The sequence below is a fragment of the Bacillus sp. 522_BSPC genome (assembly GCF_001076885.1).
Classification (GTDB): Bacteria; Bacillota; Bacilli; order Bacillales; family Cytobacillaceae; genus Niallia; species Niallia hominis.
Genome location: NZ_JVDT01000028.1, coordinates 1 through 18,670, shown reverse-complemented (window position 1 = coordinate 18,670; position 18,670 = coordinate 1). Strand labels below are relative to the sequence as shown.

The 18,670-nt window shown below is 34.6% G+C and carries 15 protein-coding genes and 1 riboswitch; of the genes, 13 read left to right on the top strand and 2 right to left on the bottom strand.

Annotated features, from left to right (window positions below; translation table 11 throughout):
• Nucleotides 1–678, bottom strand: a 678-nt coding sequence (locus ADJ83_RS02410) for a histidinol-phosphatase HisJ family protein (protein ID WP_048716702.1), incomplete at its 3' end; no start/stop codon positions are given.
• Nucleotides 679–898: 220 nt separating this feature from the next.
• Between ADJ83_RS02410 and ADJ83_RS02405 the strand changes: the two genes are divergently transcribed.
• From ADJ83_RS02405 to spoIIP, 4 genes are all read left to right on the top strand, one after another.
• Nucleotides 899–1,666, top strand: coding sequence for an alpha/beta hydrolase family protein (locus tag ADJ83_RS02405; protein WP_031538659.1), 768 nt, complete (start codon nucleotides 899–901; stop codon nucleotides 1,664–1,666).
• 411 nt (nucleotides 1,667–2,077) lie between these two features.
• Nucleotides 2,078–2,683: a lysophospholipid acyltransferase family protein gene (locus ADJ83_RS02400; RefSeq protein WP_031538658.1), complete on the top strand. Its 606-nt coding sequence runs from the start codon at nucleotides 2,078–2,080 to the stop codon at nucleotides 2,681–2,683.
• On the top strand, nucleotides 2,680–3,099 hold the full coding sequence (fabZ, locus tag ADJ83_RS02395; RefSeq protein WP_031538657.1) for a 3-hydroxyacyl-ACP dehydratase FabZ: 420 nt from the start codon (nucleotides 2,680–2,682) through the stop codon (nucleotides 3,097–3,099). The genes ADJ83_RS02400 and fabZ overlap by 4 nt, the downstream gene beginning before the upstream one ends.
• A 211-nt stretch (nucleotides 3,100–3,310) precedes the next feature.
• Entirely contained in the window at nucleotides 3,311–4,450 is a 1,140-nt protein-coding gene (gene spoIIP, locus ADJ83_RS02390; RefSeq protein WP_031538655.1) for a stage II sporulation protein P, read from the top strand.
• Nucleotides 4,451–4,503: 53 nt separating this feature from the next.
• Here spoIIP and ADJ83_RS02385 read toward each other — a convergent pair whose 3' ends face one another.
• Nucleotides 4,504–5,448 (bottom strand): tyrosine-type recombinase/integrase, encoded by a 945-nt coding sequence (locus tag ADJ83_RS02385; RefSeq protein WP_031538653.1) that lies wholly within the window; start codon nucleotides 5,446–5,448, stop codon nucleotides 4,504–4,506.
• Nucleotides 5,449–5,559: 111 nt separating this feature from the next.
• On the opposite strand from ADJ83_RS02385, the gene ADJ83_RS02380 reads away from it, so the two are divergent.
• The 9 genes from ADJ83_RS02380 to parC all read left to right on the top strand — a co-directional run bounded on the left by ADJ83_RS02380 (nucleotide 5,560) and on the right by parC (nucleotide 18,625).
• Nucleotides 5,560–7,038, top strand: a complete 1,479-nt coding sequence (locus tag ADJ83_RS02380; protein ID WP_031538651.1) for an aminotransferase class V-fold PLP-dependent enzyme — start codon at nucleotides 5,560–5,562, stop codon at nucleotides 7,036–7,038.
• Nucleotides 7,039–7,501: 463 nt separating this feature from the next.
• Nucleotides 7,502–8,107, top strand: a complete 606-nt coding sequence (locus ADJ83_RS02375; RefSeq protein ID WP_031538650.1) for a TetR/AcrR family transcriptional regulator — start codon at nucleotides 7,502–7,504, stop codon at nucleotides 8,105–8,107.
• Nucleotides 8,091–9,353, top strand: a complete 1,263-nt coding sequence (locus ADJ83_RS02370) for an MFS transporter (RefSeq protein ID WP_231512576.1) — start codon at nucleotides 8,091–8,093, stop codon at nucleotides 9,351–9,353. The genes ADJ83_RS02375 and ADJ83_RS02370 overlap by 17 nt, the downstream gene beginning before the upstream one ends.
• A gap of 113 nt (nucleotides 9,354–9,466) precedes the next feature.
• A riboswitch (TPP riboswitch) is annotated at nucleotides 9,467–9,565 on the top strand.
• Nucleotides 9,566–9,633: 68 nt separating this feature from the next.
• On the top strand, nucleotides 9,634–10,218 hold the full coding sequence (gene thiT / locus ADJ83_RS02365; protein WP_031538646.1) for an energy-coupled thiamine transporter ThiT: 585 nt from the start codon (nucleotides 9,634–9,636) through the stop codon (nucleotides 10,216–10,218).
• Nucleotides 10,219–10,386: 168 nt separating this feature from the next.
• On the top strand, nucleotides 10,387–10,812 hold the full coding sequence (locus ADJ83_RS02360; protein WP_031538644.1) for a GNAT family N-acetyltransferase: 426 nt from the start codon (nucleotides 10,387–10,389) through the stop codon (nucleotides 10,810–10,812).
• Nucleotides 10,813–10,973: 161 nt separating this feature from the next.
• A complete protein-coding gene (locus ADJ83_RS02355; protein WP_031538643.1) occupies nucleotides 10,974–12,677 on the top strand; it encodes a glycosyl hydrolase family 18 protein in 1,704 nt (567 codons plus the stop codon).
• A 533-nt stretch (nucleotides 12,678–13,210) separates the two neighbouring features.
• A complete protein-coding gene (locus ADJ83_RS02350; protein ID WP_031538642.1) occupies nucleotides 13,211–13,624 on the top strand; it encodes a CoA-binding protein in 414 nt (137 codons plus the stop codon).
• A gap of 589 nt (nucleotides 13,625–14,213) precedes the next feature.
• On the top strand, nucleotides 14,214–16,193 hold the full coding sequence (parE, locus tag ADJ83_RS02345; protein WP_031538641.1) for a DNA topoisomerase IV subunit B: 1,980 nt from the start codon (nucleotides 14,214–14,216) through the stop codon (nucleotides 16,191–16,193).
• Nucleotides 16,190–18,625, top strand: a complete 2,436-nt coding sequence (gene parC / locus ADJ83_RS02340; protein WP_031538640.1) for a DNA topoisomerase IV subunit A — start codon at nucleotides 16,190–16,192, stop codon at nucleotides 18,623–18,625. Before parE ends, parC begins: the two co-directional genes overlap by 4 nt.
• Nucleotides 18,626–18,670: the final 45 nt, after the last annotated feature.

Here is an 18,670-nt window from a genome sequence, read left to right as displayed (position 1 = left end):
ATGGGAATCAGATCCAATCGTTAAAATTTCTCCACCTAGTTCTCGATAAAGCTTTAATATTTCGATAAATGGCAAAGATTCATTTAAGCTTGTTCTCCAGCCTGAAGTATTAATTTCTAACCCAATGCCTCTTTTAATAGCTGTTTTTAAAACGGAAGCAATGATATCTTCATAGTCTGAAAAGGCATAAAGTCCTCTAGTCGTATGTGCATAGCGCTTCATTAAATCAAAATGTGCAAGGACATCGATATCCGCATAGGTAACTAATTCTAGCATTTCTTTAAAATATGCTAGATAAATATCCTCTTCAGGATGTGCATTCATATATTTTCGAAGGGTTAGTCCATCAAGATTGTGAACAGAACCGAGAATATAATCAAACGGAATACTGGATAATGCGTCTTTATATTGCTCTCGCATTAAATGAGGTTCGCATAATTCAATCCCTAGCTTTATTGTAAGTTGATCTTTATAAGCAGCCTGGCATTTTTTTATATCAGCTAGATAGTTTGTCCAATTCATATGCCCAAAGGTTGGAGCATTTGGATTAACTGAAAAATGTTCTGTAAAACAAATTTCATTTATTCCTTTGCTTATTGCATTTTCGCAAATTTCCATCATTATTGCTTTTGAATCAAATGAATGATTGGAATGATGATGATAATCAATATAATACATAGAAATCTCCTTTTATGATGACCGTCTATTTTGGTCAGTAGATATTTTTTTCACTAAAGCTATTTTATCATAATTATATTTTGATAAAATAAATGGTGAAAAAAGGCGAATATTTGGGATGATGAAAAAAGAATTCAGAAAATTTTTGTTTTAAACTTACTAAACAGGTAGGAATAATATATAATAAGTAATTATAAATAGTAATTAGGAGGAACTAGAAATGACTGAGGTGAAGACGATCAATTGGAAGGATGACAATATCGTACTTTCTATCGATTATCCTAAAGAAAAATATAATGACTATAAAACGGTGATTATTTGTCATGGATTAATTGGCAGTAGAATAGGTGTAGATCGGCTATTTGTAAAGACTAGTAATTTGCTTACAGAAAAAGGGTATTTAGTGATTCGGTTTGATTATAAAGGTTGTGGTGAATCGAGTGGTGAATATGGTCGTAATCGATTATCCGATTTAATAGAGCAAACAGAAGCGATTATTCAATTTGCATATGCAGAGCTTTCGATAAAGGAACTTATTTTGCTTGGTCATAGTCTCGGTGGAGCTGTTGCCTTATTTACTGCTATTAATGATTCACGAGTTAGCCGTTTAATTCAGTGGGCAGCTGTCGGAAAACCAGACTTTGATATAAGAAGAATATTTGGTACGGAAAGGTTGAGCGAATTAGCAGAAAATGAAGTGGTTGATTTTAATGGTTATTCCTTTTATCAAACCTATTTTGAATCATTAGCAGATTTTCGTCCGTTAGAAGTCGCCGATATTTTTTCTGGTGATGTCCTATTAGCGCATGGTTCAGCAGATCAGGATATCCCCTGTTATTATATGGATGAGTATAAAAATAAGTATTTAAAGCGAGAAAAAGGAACGGTTGAAACATTACTTATTGAAAATGGAAAACATACATTTTCATCAACTAGTCAGTTTCATCCATTAATAAATGGAACAATTCATTGGTTAGAAAGTAAATAAGCAAAATACGTAAATGGTAGTACATGTATCATCCATTTGCGTTGTTTGATTTTCCTTTTGAGTGACTTCCTTTAAATGGGATATATAAAATTCTATTTATGATTATTACTATATAGATAGTGCCTATTTGTAGTACTTAGACACTATTTTTTTTAGCAATAATGAGATATAATAAGTTGGTAGTGAAAAAATATAGTAGCTACTACTAATAGTAGATGGTGAAAATAATTAAATTTATCAGTGGCTGTTTTTTGAGGAATGAGTATCATCTCTTTTTTAAATTCTTTACATATAGGGAAACTTTACATAAAGTGCAACTTCTAGCAATGAGGGGTCCTTTCATTCGCACTGTTAGTTAGTAGAACCGACGGGATAAATTAAGTTATTTTGCACAAAAAGGAGAAAGAAAAAATGTATGCATTTACGAGTAGATTTGCAAATGTAGTGTTAAAAATCTTTGGACGAACGAAGGTAATTAATAAGGATAAATTACCGAAAGACACAGGTTATGTCGTTTCCTGTTCTCATATTGGATGGATTGACGTTGTTGCTCTTGGAACATCTTTACTGCCAAATGAGATTCATTTTATGGCGAAGAAAGAGCTATTTGCTAAACCGCAAGCAGCTAAATTCCTCCATAGCATTAATGCTTTTCCAGTCGATAGAGAAAACCCTGGTCCAAGTAGTATTAAAACACCAGTTAAACTATTAAAGGAAAAAAAGATAGTCGGAATATTTCCAAGCGGCACAAGATCGTCAGAGGATGTGCCTTTGAAAAAAGGCGCGGCTACTATTGCTAATTTGGCAAGAGTTCCACTTGTACCAGCTGCATATAGTGGACCAACGGATTTAAAAGGACTGTTAAGCGGTAAAAAAATTCATGTCATATTTGGCGATCCTATTTCGTTAAAAAATGAGGACGGAACGAAGAAAGATCCATCAGACATAACAACGGAATTAAGTAATGTCATGGCTGAGCTACAAAATGAATTAAATAAACTAGGTGGTAAGAAATGATGAATCTACAGAAAGTGAAGGATATATTAAATCGGTATCCTCTGCCTCTAGTGGATGAAATATTAGAATTGCAAGAAGGAAAATTGGCTGTAGGTGTAAAGCAAATTAATAAGGAAGATACATTTGCAAATGGACAAAACCCAAATAATCCAATCATGCCAGGAGTCCTAATTATTGAAGCTATTGCTCAAGTTTCAGCAGTAGCCATTCATAGTGAAGAAAAGCATAGTAATAAATTTGCCTTGTTAGCAGGCATTAATCATTCAAGAATTCGAAAGCCTGTTTTTCCTGGTGATGAGCTTTGTATGGAAGTTATCGTGGAAAAGGTGAAAAATAGCTTTGCGAAAGCAAAGGGCAAAGCTACGGTAGCTGGAGAATTAATCTGCGAAGCGGAGTTTCTTTTTTCATTTCAATAAAATAGAAAAATGAAGTCACGGTCCTAGAGCATATGTATTTGGGCCGTGACTTTATTTATTGTATAAAATAATTTTACGCATCCAACTTATTTATAAAAATTCCAATCCTTCCTTAAAATAATGACCATTCCCTATCAAATATTTCATAGATTACAAGACTATTTTCTAGTAAGAAGGCATATATCTGTATGAGAAAGGGGATGTACCTATTATGCAAACCTCCAAAACGCGTACATTAATCCAATATTTGAATACAACAATATTAGGAATCATCCTAATGTTTATCCTTATTGCTGGAATTACAACTTCTATTTTTTCTTTCAAATTGACTTCAGATAATGTTGCCAGTATTTTAAAGTCTGTCAATACTACGGAAATTTATACGGAAATATTTCATAGTGAAAATCATCTTTTTCCAAAATCAGATGGAAAGGGACTTTCATTAGGCAATATTCTGTTCCAAATTGCCACCAATATTCGTTTAGATGACACGCGAACACTTTTAGGAAGAGAACTTCCTGCCTTAACTTTTTTTCATACCGAAATTGTTGTTGCAGAGGAAGGGACAAGCCTTGCTAATCTTCCATTTGAGTCTACTCCTTCTGAAGAGCTTATGAAAAACCCTAAAGAAGTAGATGAGGAAAAAGTGGAGAAGGAAGAAAAGCCTTCAGAGAATAAAGCACCAGTAACAGAGCCTAAAAATAAAACAGTTTTAGTTTATAATACGCATAATCTAGAAGCATATTTGCCACTATTGAAGAATGCAAATGAAAATGAAGCAGTAAGCTCCGATGAACGAGCAAATGTTGTTGGATTAAGTAATAAACTAAGTAATCTATTACAAGATGAGGGAATTGGAGTTCAACTAGATAAAACGAATATTAACCAAAAACTTCTTGATAGAGGATGGAACTATTTTTCATCTTATAGCGTATCAAAGGAAGTGGTTGAGACAGCAGTTAGCGAAAATAAACATTTAAACTATTTAATTGATATACATCGAGATTCAGCTAGGAAAAAAACGACAACAGCAACAATTGAAGGAAAAAGCTATGCAAAACTATTATTCATTATTGGCGATGCAAATAAAGGATATGAAAAAAACCAGGAATTTGCGAAAAAGCTTCATGCTGAATTGGATAAAAAATATCCTGGAATTTCAAGAGGTGTATTCTTAAAAGGAAAAGAAGAAGGAAATGGGGTATATAATCAAAACTTCTCTGATCGTGCTATTCTTTTAGAAGTAGGTGGAGTAGACAATACACAAGCAGAATTGAATCGAAGCATGGAAGCATTTGCTGACATATTCAGCAAAGTATATTGGGAAGAAAATGATGCAACACAGCAGTAATAATAAAAAAGATGGATCTTCACTTAAATTTGAGGTCCATCTTTTTTATTCATTCAATCATTTATTTTACTCAGTAAATATTGTTTATACCTTCTTAGTGCCGCTTCACTTGTTAAATGAAATTGGCGCATTACCTTCTCATCACTTGCTCCTGTTGCTAATGCCTCTAATATAGCTGCATTTCGAAGATTGACAGCAGAAATTTTACGTAAGCCTGCTCTTCTTACTTCATCTTTAATCATTTCTTGAATTGCACGGACAGATAGTGCTTTTGGTTTTTGCCGATCATAATCATATTGGAAGGAATATGAGATATTGTTGAAAGCTATAAATACAGGATCATTGGAATAATATTTTGGGCGAAACGCTTCCGGTATAGAAAAATAGTAATCTCGTAATTTAGTCATTATATCATGAGAAAGTGGAAGAGTTAACGGAGCATCCTCTCTATTGAGGGTAAGCTCTCCTTGTGCTAAGTTTAAATCTTTCATCTTGATACGATATATATCGATAGGTGTTAGTCCAAAGTTTTTTAATATAGCCACGATTGTCCAATTTCTTGATAGCAGATAATTTCTAGCTGATTTTTTGGTGCTTTCTATATCCTTTATTAACAGATGCTGCAATAATTTATTATATTCTTCGCTTGTAATAAAGTCTTTTGTGGTTAGAGGACGTAGTGGAGACGCTTCTGCTAGTTTATGAATTTCATGTGCGCAAACACATTGATGGTAAATCATTAATCGGCTTAGTACAGATGCAAGGCGGCGAATAGTAGCTTGTGATAATTGCTTATCCTTTAAATAATGAAAGTAAGCGCGAATATCATCGGCACGCAAAGCTTTAATTGTTTCGAATTTAGTGTTTTCTTTGTATATATCGAGCCAGCTAAAGAATTTCTTTAAGTCAGATTCATACTGTTTTAATGTAAGTTTGCTCCGTCCAGACTGGTTTAAGTTCTCCATATAATCAAGTGCATAATCAGGCAAGGTAATCATTTGTTATGTTCCATCCTTCTTATGAATTTTTTTCAAACAATTCGAAATGCAATAACCCCTCTTCTCATTTTGACATAGGTTAAAGAAGGAGAGAGAAAGGGGATTTTTAAATTGATCAGAATTAAAGTTGGTGAGTCTGTATACCAATATCATACTAAATTGGAGCACTATTTTTCAAAAATTAAGCATAATATCATTGGAAATAATTTAACCTTTTCTACACCTTATGGAAATCAAAAGCTGCTCTATGCGGATTGGACAGCAAGTGGCAGATTATATAAGACTATTGAGGATAAGATTACAAAAAACCTTGGCCCGTATGTTGCCAATACACATACTGAATCAAATATAACGGGAACTTATATGACAAAAGCATATACGGATGCAAAACGAATCATCAAAAAGCATGTTCATGCAGATGAGAATGATATTATATTATTTGATGGCTTTGGTATGACAGGAGTGGTCAACAAACTGCAAAGAATAATGGGTTTAAAGAATACTTGTTTTACTAACGAAAAAATAGCTGTAGTTTTTGTCACACATATGGAACATCATTCTAATTATTTATCCTGGCTTGAGACAAATGCAGAAGTCATCATGATAAAGCCGAATGCAAATGGAGATGTAAATAGAGAGCATTTAGAATCCTTGCTAGAGCAATATAAGGACATACCATTAAAAATAGGGGCATTTACAGCGTGTTCCAATGTTACTGGAAGGAAAACGAATTACCATGAGCTTGCGAAAATTATGCATCAGCATAAAGGTTATTGCTTTGTCGATTTTGCTGCTTCAGCTCCGTATGTAGCAATGAATATGCATCCTGATAATAAAGAGGAACGATTAGATGCTGTTTATTTCTCCCCTCATAAATTCCTGGGAGGTCCTGGAACGAGTGGCGTGCTTGTCATGTCAAGGAATCTCATTTATTCGAATATACCAGATCATCCAGGCGGAGGAACAGTAGATTTTACAAATGAATGGGGAGATATTCTTTATAAAAAAGAGGACGAAGAGAGAGAAGATGGTGGAACACCAGGATTTCTACAAGCTATTAAAACAGCATTATGTATTCAATTAAAAGAAGCGATGGGAATAGAAAGAATAGAGAAAAGGGAGAAAGAATTAGTACAGCTAGCAATGACTGAACTTAAAAAAATAAAAAAACTACGAATTCTTGAAGCAGAAAACGAAGATAGATTAGGGATTATCTCCATTATTTGCGAAGATATTCACTATGATTTAGTCGCACAGTTACTGAATGATCGTTTTGGTATTCAAGTAAGAGGTGGTTGTTCATGTGCAGGGCCATATGGGCATTATTTACTATCTATTACAAAAGAACATTCCAAAGAAATAAGTAAAGAAATACAAGAGGGAAATTTTTCGCATAAGCCAGGCTGGGTGCGAATTTCCCTTCATCCAACAATGAGCAATGAGGATATCTATTTTATTGTTGGAGCTATTAAAAAGATAATAAATCATCATGAAGAATGGAAAAAAGATTATATTACTACACCGTCAAATGGTGAGTATCCAGCATTAAGAAAAGGCGAAATCGACTTGAAGGACTTGTTCGTGATATAAGTTGCATCAACGAAAGCCTTAAAAAAAGAAGATTGGATAAAAGTATTTCACCCCATGTTAAAACCAAAAAATCACACGAAAGTGATTGTTTGGTTTTTTATTAGTTTTTAAAAATGCTGTATCATTTTTCCCCTTAGCCGGAATATTCTTCACTATCTGTGTGGCTAAGGAGGCTTGAGTTGCTCCCCTGTGTATCGAGTGTTTGTAGCGTAATAAAACGAATTAGGTTATTATACTTGACTATATTTAAAAAAAGAAATTCTCAGCAGTAGATGAGATGAATGAAGCTTTATTTAAGAGCAACATTAAAGATTCTTCGTCTTTTACAGCTTCTCTATTTCATTTTGTCTCTGTTTAGAGGGGGAGTAAATAGATTGAAAATTTAATAAAATATTGACTACCAATATTTTCTTTTATATAATATGATTGATTAATCAATCAATTAAAAAGAATGGAGATTTATATGGCCAAACCACGATCTGAACAAAAGAAAGATGATATTTTTAAGGCAGCGTTAAAATTGTTTTCACATAATGGTTTTAGTAAAACAACTATTAAGGATATTGCTGCAGAAGCTGGTGTTAGTTTTGGAACCGTATTTACTTATTATGAAAACAAGGATGCTTTGTTTACAGAATGCGTTAATAGACCTCTGCAATTATTTAAAGAGGTTATAAATGAAACCAAGAAAGACCTTGCCGATTTAACCGAAGAAAAATTAAAAGATATTATTCGAAAACATCTTGATTTATTTATGGAGTCAGAAAAAGAACTCCGCATTGTCCAATATGTGATTGGACAGCCAGATAGGTTCTCTGAAATTAATGCACTAGACGAATTTGTCGTACTTTTTTTAGGTTATATTCAAGAAATAGTTCATACAGGAATGGAAAAGGGCTTTTTACCAAAAAGTAATCCTGAAGAGGTTGGTTATGGATACCTAGCATTCTTAATGGGGGCAAGGTTAACCTATTCAGATCAAGCCTACCCTATGTTTACGCGTGCATTTACAAATCAAGCCTATCGCTTATTTGGAATGGAAGGGAAATGTGATGATGAAAACATTTAGTCAATTGCATATTTCTCTTCGTATTCGCATGTATTTACAATTTGTTACTTCTTTAACATCTAGTGCAATAATCCCTTATATTTCTGTTTATTTTAGTTCATTAATTGGAACTACGATAACCGGAGTAATTGTTATCATAGTCATCTTATCTGGTATAATTGGCGCATTAATTGGTGGCTACTTATCAGACAGAATCGGCAGAAGAAAAATGATGATAATTGCAGAACTAGGGGTAGGTATAACCTATCTTGTCATTGCAGCCTTTAATTCACCATGGATTAATCTTCCATATATTAGTGCTGGTTTATTTATGATTAATTTATTTTTTAATGGCATGTTTTTCCCCGCTTCTACTGCAATGATTCATGATTTAGTATTAGCAGAGCAACGGAAATTTGTTTTTACAGCGATGTACTGGCTAGCTAATTTAGCAACAGCACTTGGAACCATTACAGGGGCTTTTTTCTTTATGGACTATCATTTCTATTTCTTCTTTTCAGTCGGCCTTGTTTCAATTATATCTAGCTTCATTACTTATCTATTTATTAAAGAATCGCTAATGAAAAGGCATGATATAAGGAATGCTCATACATCCAAATCTACTATTTGGTCTAATTATCAATATGTTTGGAAGGACCAAACTTTTATGCTTTATTTACTTTCCTGTTTACTTATCTTTTCTCTTGAGAATCATTTAACGAATTATATCGCCATTCATTTAAGAGATACGATGGAAGATACTATTCTCTTCGGTATTCTTCCTGTTAATGGCATAAATATGGTGGGGATTCTTCATGCGGAAAATACCATATTTGTAGTTTTTTGTGTGGGTATGGTTACTTGGATGATGAAAAAACTATCTGACTATAAGCAATATTTTATTGGCATGTGTTTATTTGTTGTTAGTTATTGTATTCTAACCTATATTTCTTCACCAGTATGGCTTATTATTATCATGCTGTTTATTTCAATAGGTGAATTAATGTATGTTCCGATTAATCAAAGCATCCTTGCAGATTTAGTGAATGAAAATTACCGAAGTTCTTATTTAGCTTTAAATGGATTAATTGGTCAAGGACAAATGATTTTAGCTGGACTAGCCATTACGATAAGCAGTAAGCTATCCGCCTTAACAATGTCTTTAGGATTATTCTCATTTGGGATAGTAGGGTTGTTATTAATGGGTTATGTTGTTAAAAAAGAAACTAATTCTAAAAAGCAAGTGAACATAACAGAAATAATTTAATAAAATTCTACTATTATTTTTGTTTTATACTTTAAAGTTTGAATATTCTTTATTTAAGGAAAAGGCCTATTTAAATGAAAATTTATGCTATAATAACTATAATTTGATAATAAGCAAACCACAAGGGGAGCGTAATGCTGAGAGTGATCAATAGATCTGACCCTTCGAACCTGTTAGTTAATTCTAACGTAGGAATGTGGGAAGAGTTCATATAGTATGCTATATAATTCATTTCGCGCGTTAGTTCTCCTTTTGGTCTGCAATAAAAGGAGTTTTTTTTATGAAAAATATGAGATTAGTTGTCATGATAGAAGTGGCAATCATGGCTGCCATTGCACTTATTCTAGATTTATTGCCATCCATTCCCGTTTTTAACACATCCATTTCTTTTGCAATGGTACCTATTTTTATCGTAGCTTTTCGCTGGGGCTTTAAAGCTAGCACTATTGCAGGTTTCTTATGGGGCGTTTTACAAATAGTTGTCGGTGATCTGCAGGCATTAAGTTTTTGGCAAGTAATTTTAGAATATTTATTTGCTTTTGCATGTATTGGATTTGCTGGATTATTTGCTTCATCTATTCAAAATGCTTTAAAAACGGAACAAAAAGGGTTAGCGACTGGCTTAATTATTTTGGCAGTGGTTGTTGGTGGATTTACTCGCTATATTTGGCATTTCATTGCAGGTGTGACTATTTGGGCGAGCTATGCACCAGAAGGAATGTCACCATTTATCAATTCCTTGATTGTAAACGGTGGTTCATACTTAGGAGCAACAATACTATGTTCTATAATCCTCGTTCTTTTATTAATTTCAGCACCACGGATTGTGCTTGATAGACCATCAAATGGGATAGCGAAAAAATAAGGTCCGTATTAAGTATCAAAAGGCACTCCTGAGGGAGCGCCTTTTTTGTGGTATAATATTACAAAAAAGAATCTGTTGATGAAAGAAATGCATCGATAATAATGATAGTAAAATGCTTTTCACACTCTTAAACCAGTAAGACTCTACCGGAAAGAAGGTTAAAACAATATGATGATTACGTTAAAAAATGGGATAGAAATTCAAATTAGTTCCTATAAAGAAGCTGACTTTTCGTCGATTCACACCTTAAATGAACAAGAAGCATGGAGCAATCTAGTGAAGAAAAAGGATGATGCAAAAGCTGCTTGGAATCATTCGAATATTGCTTATGTTGCAACTGTTGATGATAAAATAATAGGCTATATTAGAGGAATCACCGATCAATCGATAACTCTATTCATTTGCGAATTACTCATTGACCAAGCTTATAGGGGATTAGGCGTGGGGCAGGAACTCCTATACTATGTACATAGCTTATATCCAACTACTAGAGTAGAAATGCTTGCTTCTAGTACTTCTCAAACCTATTATGAAAACAAAGGTTTTCGCCCTTTTTATGGATTTAGAAAAACGTTTGCTGAATGGAATAGATGATTTTGTATAATACATATAATTTGATTAGTAGGAAAGGAGAGCCATCTGTTGGATGGTTCTTTTTTTGTCGAATTATATGTTAATATGAAACTAGGGATATTCCCAATACGTCTATTATTCTAGTAACTCGACTTTCCATGAACAACTCCAAGGAGGAACAAATGACAGAAATAAATTATTCGTTTCAGAAAAAACCAACAAATAAAAAAGTAATTGTTGGTCTTATTATAGCGGTTTTAGTAGTAGTTATATCCATTATTTTGCTTTTTCTCTATCCGTTTGGTAATAAGGAGAAAGTGGATTACTTTCAAGGAGAAAATCCAGTTTTATTGAATGGTGAACAAATTGGGAATGCTATTTTTGATAAAGATACAGTATATTTACCATTAAGTATTTGGCAGGAAAAAATAGATGGAAGTATCACATATGATGAAAATAGTAATTCTGTTATTGTGACGACAAAAGATAAAGTTATTCAGTTTCCAACTGATTCTGTTTCTTATTATGTTAATGATAAGAATACAGAGCTTTCCTTTCAGCCTTTAAAAGATGAGGACGGGACAATTTATGTGGCATTAGATCCATTAGCTACGTTTTATCCGATTAAATATACGATTTTAGAAAAAGAACAAGTAGTACTCTTGGAAGAGAATGGACAAGAAAGAGCGGATGGAACATTTACTTCTAAAAAAGTCAGGCAGGATTTCACCAAATTGCGTTCTGGTGCAACATTATCTGCTCCTTATACGGATGAGTTAGTTCCTGGTGAACAGGTAACGATTGAAAATGAAGTAGAAGATTTCTATTTTGTCAGAAAAGAGAATGGAATCGCAGGTTTCGTAAAAAAGAAATACGTGAAAAAAGGAAAATCAGAAGTAGTTCAGGTCGAATTAGAACAGCTGGAACCAAAGCTGAACAAAATCGATGGACCAATTCAATTGACCTGGGAAGCAGTATATTCAAGAAATCCAGACACTTCAAGCATTCCAAAAATGAGCGGAGTAAATGTTGTGTCTCCAACATGGTTTAAGCTTTCTGGAAATGATGGGAATGTATCAAATTTAGGGTCAACAGCCTATGTAGATTGGGCACATAAACAGGGTTATCAAGTATGGGGGTTATTCTCCAATGATTTTGATCCGGATAAAACACATGAAGTTTTAAAGGATTATCAAAAAAGACAGACCGTTATTAGGCAGCTTTTGGTCTACAGTGAAATGTATAAATTAGATGGTCTTAATATCGATATTGAGAATGTTCGCGAAGAAGATGGGAAATATGTAACACAGTTTGTTCGAGAAGCAACGCCCTATTTACATGAGGCAGGCATTACGGTTTCGATGGATATTACCTTTATTGCAGACGGAAATTATTCTGCATTCCTGCAAAGAGACCATTTGGCAGAAATAGTCGATTATCTTATTGTGATGGCATATGATGAACATTGGGCAACAAGTCCGATTTCTGGAAGTGTTGCGAGTTTCCCTTGGGTGGAAGCAAATTTAGAAACCTTACTTGATGTTGTACCAAGTGATAAGCTCGTTTTAGGAGTACCGTTATATGCACGATTGTGGGAGGAGAAAGAAAATGGAGAAGTTTCTTCTAAATCCCTTTCCATGGCAAGTGTGGAGGAATGGTTAAAAGAGCATAATGTTACTCCAACATATGACGAAGTTAGTGGTCAAAACTACGGGGAATATGTTGATAAAGAAACAAAATCAACGTACAAAATTTGGCTAGAGGATGAATTATCCTTGGCGAAAAGAGCTGAATTAGTAGAAAAGTATAATTTAGCTGGTCTTGGAAGCTGGTCGCGGACTTTTGCCAATGAAACAGCTTGGACAGCATTAACGTTAGAGAAGTAGGAGCAATAACAGAAAAAAACCTTTTTCTTAAATTGGAAAGTGGTTTTTTTCATGTCTTTTTATATTTTAAATAACTTCACTATATTTTGTAGTTCATCTGCTAATTGAGCAAGCGCTAAAGAGGAATTGAACTTCTTCAGAAGTTTTCTTCATCGTATCGATGGTCGTTTCCGTGTCATTTTGAATGATTTGGATAAGCTTTGCAATATTTTCTGTTGAAGAAGTAGACTCTTCTGCGACTTGAACAGGAGAATAATTGATTGTTAAAAGTTGGATGATAGTGAAATGATTATTCTTTTAGGAACTTCTAATCTATTTAAAGAAGGAGTAAAGAAACAGTTAGACAGTTCAACAAGAGCTACCAAAGTTGCATGTTGGTGATGATAATCCAATATTTAATTCATGGATCAATCTTTCAGAAAATAGCAATATTTGCTATTGTATAAGGAAGAAAGCTTTAATGGCATTCTATTGTTTTTTCTTCCTGCTTTTGGGGAAACGTATAAAAAATGATTGGAAAAGGAGCGAATATAATGGCAATTAATAATCCGAGTCGAGAAGAAATTGGTGCTATTCTAAAAAAGGCAAAGAGAATTGCGGTAGTCGGTTTAAGTGATAATCCTTCACGAACCTCTTATATGGTATCTGAAGCAATGAAGAATGCAGGTTATGAAATCATCCCTGTTAATCCTACAGTAGATGAAGTGCTCGGCGTTAAAGCTGTAAAAAAATTAACAGACATTGAAGGACATGTTGATATTGTCAATGTATTTAGAAGATCTGAATATTTGCCAGAGGTTGCAGAAGAGTTTGAAAAAATTGACGCAGATGTTTTTTGGGCACAATTAGGTCTCGTACATGAAGAAACATTTAATCAATTAAAAGAAAAAGGCTATACAGTGATCATGGATCGCTGTATTAAAGTGGAACATGCAATGACGAAATAGGATATTATATTAAAATAGATATGGGTGAAAAGCAGAATGGTTATAAAAAATCATTCTGTTTTTTTTGTTCCAACATGCAAAGAATACATAAAACATTCCTGTAATTTGATTAAATAAAACGTTATCATATGCTAAAAATGGAAACTGATTTAATAAACTTATTCGTTTTTCCTAAGAATCTGTGTTAACATAATATAGATAAATAGAGGGAAACCTTTTAAAAAAATACTTTTGCTTTTTTGATGATTGGTATAATATTGGTTTTGCCGGGAAAAAATCGAAAGATAAAATGAAAAAAATGAACGTGAAAAATGAGATTATGTGCTACAATACGATGTAAGAACAATTGTTCTGTTTTGGAATTGGTATCAACAACTGTTTATTAAAAATTCAATAAATTTGAAAGCGAAAAAGAAGGTGGAAAGAGAAGCCTTCTTTTAAGGTCGTCTAATAAAGAAAAGTAGTTATTCCATTAAATTTTAATATTTAAGAGGATAATTCATTTTTTAGACGAATACATAAACAATTGTTCGACATGATACATAGAAAGATAATATGTCGGATTTGTAGAAGTGAAAGGGGTATGTCAGTGGCAAAGAATCAGCAAGCATTCGAATATAATGATGATGCCATTCAAGTGTTAGAAGGATTAGAAGCTGTAAGGAAGCGTCCTGGGATGTATATAGGGAGTACAGATTCTAGAGGTTTGCATCATCTTGTATATGAAATTGTAGATAACGCAGTCGATGAAGCACTGGCTGGATTTGGAGATACGATTATTGTAAAAATCCATCGTGACAATTCCATAAGTGTGAAGGATAAAGGACGTGGAATGCCAACTGGAATGCATAAGATTGGAAAGCCAACACCTGAAGTTATCTTTACCATTCTTCATGCTGGAGGAAAATTTGGACAAGGTGGTTATAAAACAAGTGGTGGCCTGCATGGTGTAGGCGCATCTGTAGTTAACGCGTTATCAGAATGGGTTGTTGTAAATATTAAGCGTGATGGTTTTGTTTATGAACAGCGTTTTGAAAATGGTGGTAAACCTGTTTCGACACTTGAAAAAATCGGGAAAACAAACCAAACTGGAACAACGATTCACTTTAAGCCAGATCCAGCGATTTTTTCCACAACAACGTACAATTATGAAACACTTTGTGAGCGATTAAGAGAATCTGCCTTTTTGTTAAAAGGACTGCGAATTGAAATTATTGATGAAAGAAACAATAAGCAAAGTGTTTTCCATTATGAAAATGGGATTGAAGCATTTGTAGAATATTTAAATGAAGAGAAAGATTCTCTTCATCCAGTTGTTAGCCTAGAGGGAGAGAGCAATGGAATTGAAGTAGAATATGCCTTTCAATTCAACGATGGTTATTCCGAAAATGTTCTGTCATTTGTGAATAATGTTCGTACAAAAGACGGCGGTACCCATGAAGCTGGCGCGAAAACAGCGATGACACGTATGTTTAATGAATATGCTCGAAAAGTCAGCCTCCTAAAAGAAAAAGACAAAAACTTAGATGGTTCTGATATTCGGGAAGGGCTGTCTGCGATTGTGTCTGTTCGTGTACCAGAAGATTTACTACAATTCGAGGGACAAACAAAGGGTAAATTAGGCACAAGTGAAGCAAGATCAGCTGTAGATGCGGTCGTATCTGAACACCTAGCCTATTTCTTTGAAGAAAATCCTGAAGTAAGTTCTCTTTTGATTAAAAAGTCTATTAAAGCAGCACAAGCAAGAGAAGCAGCTCGAAAAGCGCGAGAAGAAGCAAGAAGCGGCAAAAAGCGTAAGCGTGGCGAAGCGGTTCTTTCTGGTAAGCTCACACCTGCGCAATCAAAAAATCCACAGAAAAATGAACTTTATTTAGTGGAAGGGGATTCAGCTGGTGGATCTGCGAAGCAAGGAAGAGACCGTCGTTTCCAAGCGGTACTGCCTCTTCGTGGGAAAGTTATCAATACAGAAAAAGCAAAGCTAGCAGATATTTTTAAAAATGAAGAGATTAATACAATCATCCATGCTATCGGTGCAGGGGTTGGAGCGGACTTTAAGGTAGAGGATGCTAACTATGATAAAGTCATTATCATGACGGATGCAGATACCGATGGAGCTCATATTCAAGTACTTCTGTTAACGTTTTTCTATCGCTATATGAAACCACTAGTTGAAGCTGGGAAAGTATATATCGCTTTACCACCTTTATACAAGGTAAGCAAAGGTTCTGGAAAAAAAGAAGTCATCGAATATTCATGGAGTGATGATGACCTGCAAGATGCGATTAAGAAGATTGGTAAAGGATATATCCTGCAACGTTATAAAGGTCTAGGCGAGATGAATGCAGATCAACTGTGGGAAACAACAATGAATCCAGAAACAAGAACGTTAATCCGGGTGAAAATTGATGATCTTGCACGGGCTGAGCGTCGTGTAACAACATTAATGGGAGATAAAGTAGAGCCACGTAGAAAATGGATTGAATCAAATGTTGCCTTCGGATTAGAAGATGAAGGGAACATTTTAGAAAATGAAAATATTACGGTTGCAGAGGAGGGAAGTCCATCATGAGTTCATTAGAACAATATCGTGATCTACCCTTAGAAGATGTTATCGGTGACCGTTTTGGACGGTATAGTAAATACATCATTCAAGAGAGGGCACTTCCTGATGCGAGGGATGGGTTGAAGCCTGTACAGCGCCGTATCCTTTATGCCATGCATGTAGAAGGTAATACACATGATAAACATTTTCGGAAATCAGCCAAAACAGTCGGTAACGTAATTGGTAACTATCATCCACATGGAGATTCTTCTGTCTATGACGCCATGGTGCGGATGAGTCAAGAATGGAAGGTTCGAAATGTCTTAATTGAAATGCATGGAAATAACGGAAGCATTGACGGTGATCCGCCAGCAGCAATGCGTTATACAGAGGCAAGGCTATCTGCTATTTCAGCTGAATTACTGCGTGATATTGAAAAAAGAACCGTTGATTTCATCCCAAACTTTGATGATACATCCAACGAACCGACCGTTCTGCCTGCAAAATTCCCAAACCTATTAGTGAATGGTTCAACAGGTATCTCGGCTGGATATGCAACAGATATACCACCCCATCACTTAGGGGAAGTAATTGATGGTGTGATTGAGCGAATGGATTCGCCAAATTGTACGGTTGAAGACATCATGAAGCACATTAAAGGACCGGATTTTCCAACAGGCGGTATTATCCAAGGAGTAGAAGGCATTAAAAAAGCCTATGAAACTGGAAAAGGGAAAATTATTGTCCGCGGGAAAACGGAAATTGAAACATTACGAGGCGGCAAACAGCAAATCGTTATTACGGAGGTTCCTTATGAGTTAAATAAGAGCAATCTCGTTAAAAAAATTGATGAATTGCGATTAGATCGAAAAGTAGAAGGAATTGCAGAGGTTAGAGATGAAACCGATCGAACAGGCTTGCGTATTGTCATTGAGCTGAAGAAAGAAGTCGATGCAAACGGGATTTTAAATTTCTTATTTAAAAACACCGATTTGCAGATCACTTATAGCTTTAATATGGTTGCCATTCATAACAAACGTCCGAAACTAATGGGCATCATTGCTTTATTAGATGCCTATATTGAACATCAAAAGGAAACAATTAAACGACGTACAGAATTTGACTTAAAAAAAGCCAAGGATCGTCAACATATTGTTGATGGTTTAATTAAGGCGCTATCGATATTGGATGAAGTAATCGCAACGATTCGTGCATCTAAAGATAAACGAGATGCGAAAAATAACTTAATCGCTGCTTATCAATTTACGGAGCCACAAGCAGAAGCAATCGTTTCATTACAGCTATATCGTTTAACGAATACAGATATAACTGCATTAGAAGCAGAGGCTGCAGAATTAGCAGAAAAAATTGAAGAGTGGACCGCAATTCTAGCAAGTGAAAAGAAATTGCTTTCTGTTATTAAAAAGGAACTAAAAGAAGTAAAAAAACGCTTTATTAGTGAAAGACGCACATTGATTCAAGATGAAATTGAGGAAATCAAAATTAATCTTGAAGTATTAGTGGCGAGTGAAGATGTGATTGTAACTGTCACAAAGGATGGGTATATTAAACGAACAAGTCAACGTTCTTACGCAGCAAGCAATGGCCAGGATTTCGGAATGAAGGATACGGATAGAATTCTTTCTAAAATTGATGTGAACACAACAGAAGTAGTATTATTATTCACAGATAAAGGAAACTATTTATATTTACCTGTTCATGAATTACCGGATATACGCTGGAAGGATCTAGGACAGCATATTTCTAATATTATTCCAATTGACCGAGACGAATCAATTATAAATGCTATGCCAATTAAGGATTTTGAACAATCTCAATATCTGCTTTTCTTTACGAAAAATGGAATGGCTAAGAAATCAGAATTGATTAATTATAGAGCACAACGCTATTCAAAACCGCTAGTAGCCATTAATCTTAAAGGTGATGATAAAGTAGTTGATGTTCACCTTACTAATGGCAAACAAGAAGTGTTAATTGCCACACATATAGGTTATTCTTTACGATTCCATGAAGAAGAAATCAATATAGTTGGAGCAAGAGCAGCAGGTGTCAAAGGTATTAATCTAAAAGACAACGATTATGTGGTAGCTGGAAAAGTAATTACAAATCCGCAAGCAGAAAGTATCGTGATTATTACACAGCGTGGTTCTATCAAGAAAATGAAGCTTTCTGAATTTGAATTCTCTGGAAGAGCAAAACGTGGGTTAATTATGCTTCGTGAATTAAAAGCAAACCCACATCGAATTGTTGGTATGGCTGTTGTCAAAGCACAAGATACAGTTTACATACAAACAGAAAAAGGGGAGATAGAATCTGTGAAAATTGCAGAGCTCCGCTTTAATGATCGCTATTCGAATGGCTCCTTTGTTATCGATGAAACAGAGGCAGGAAAGATTATCGAATTGTGGGAAGAAAAAGCTAGTCAAGAGGAAGAATAATTAAGTAAGTATCCGCCGGTAGAACCGGCGGTTTTAATTTCGCCC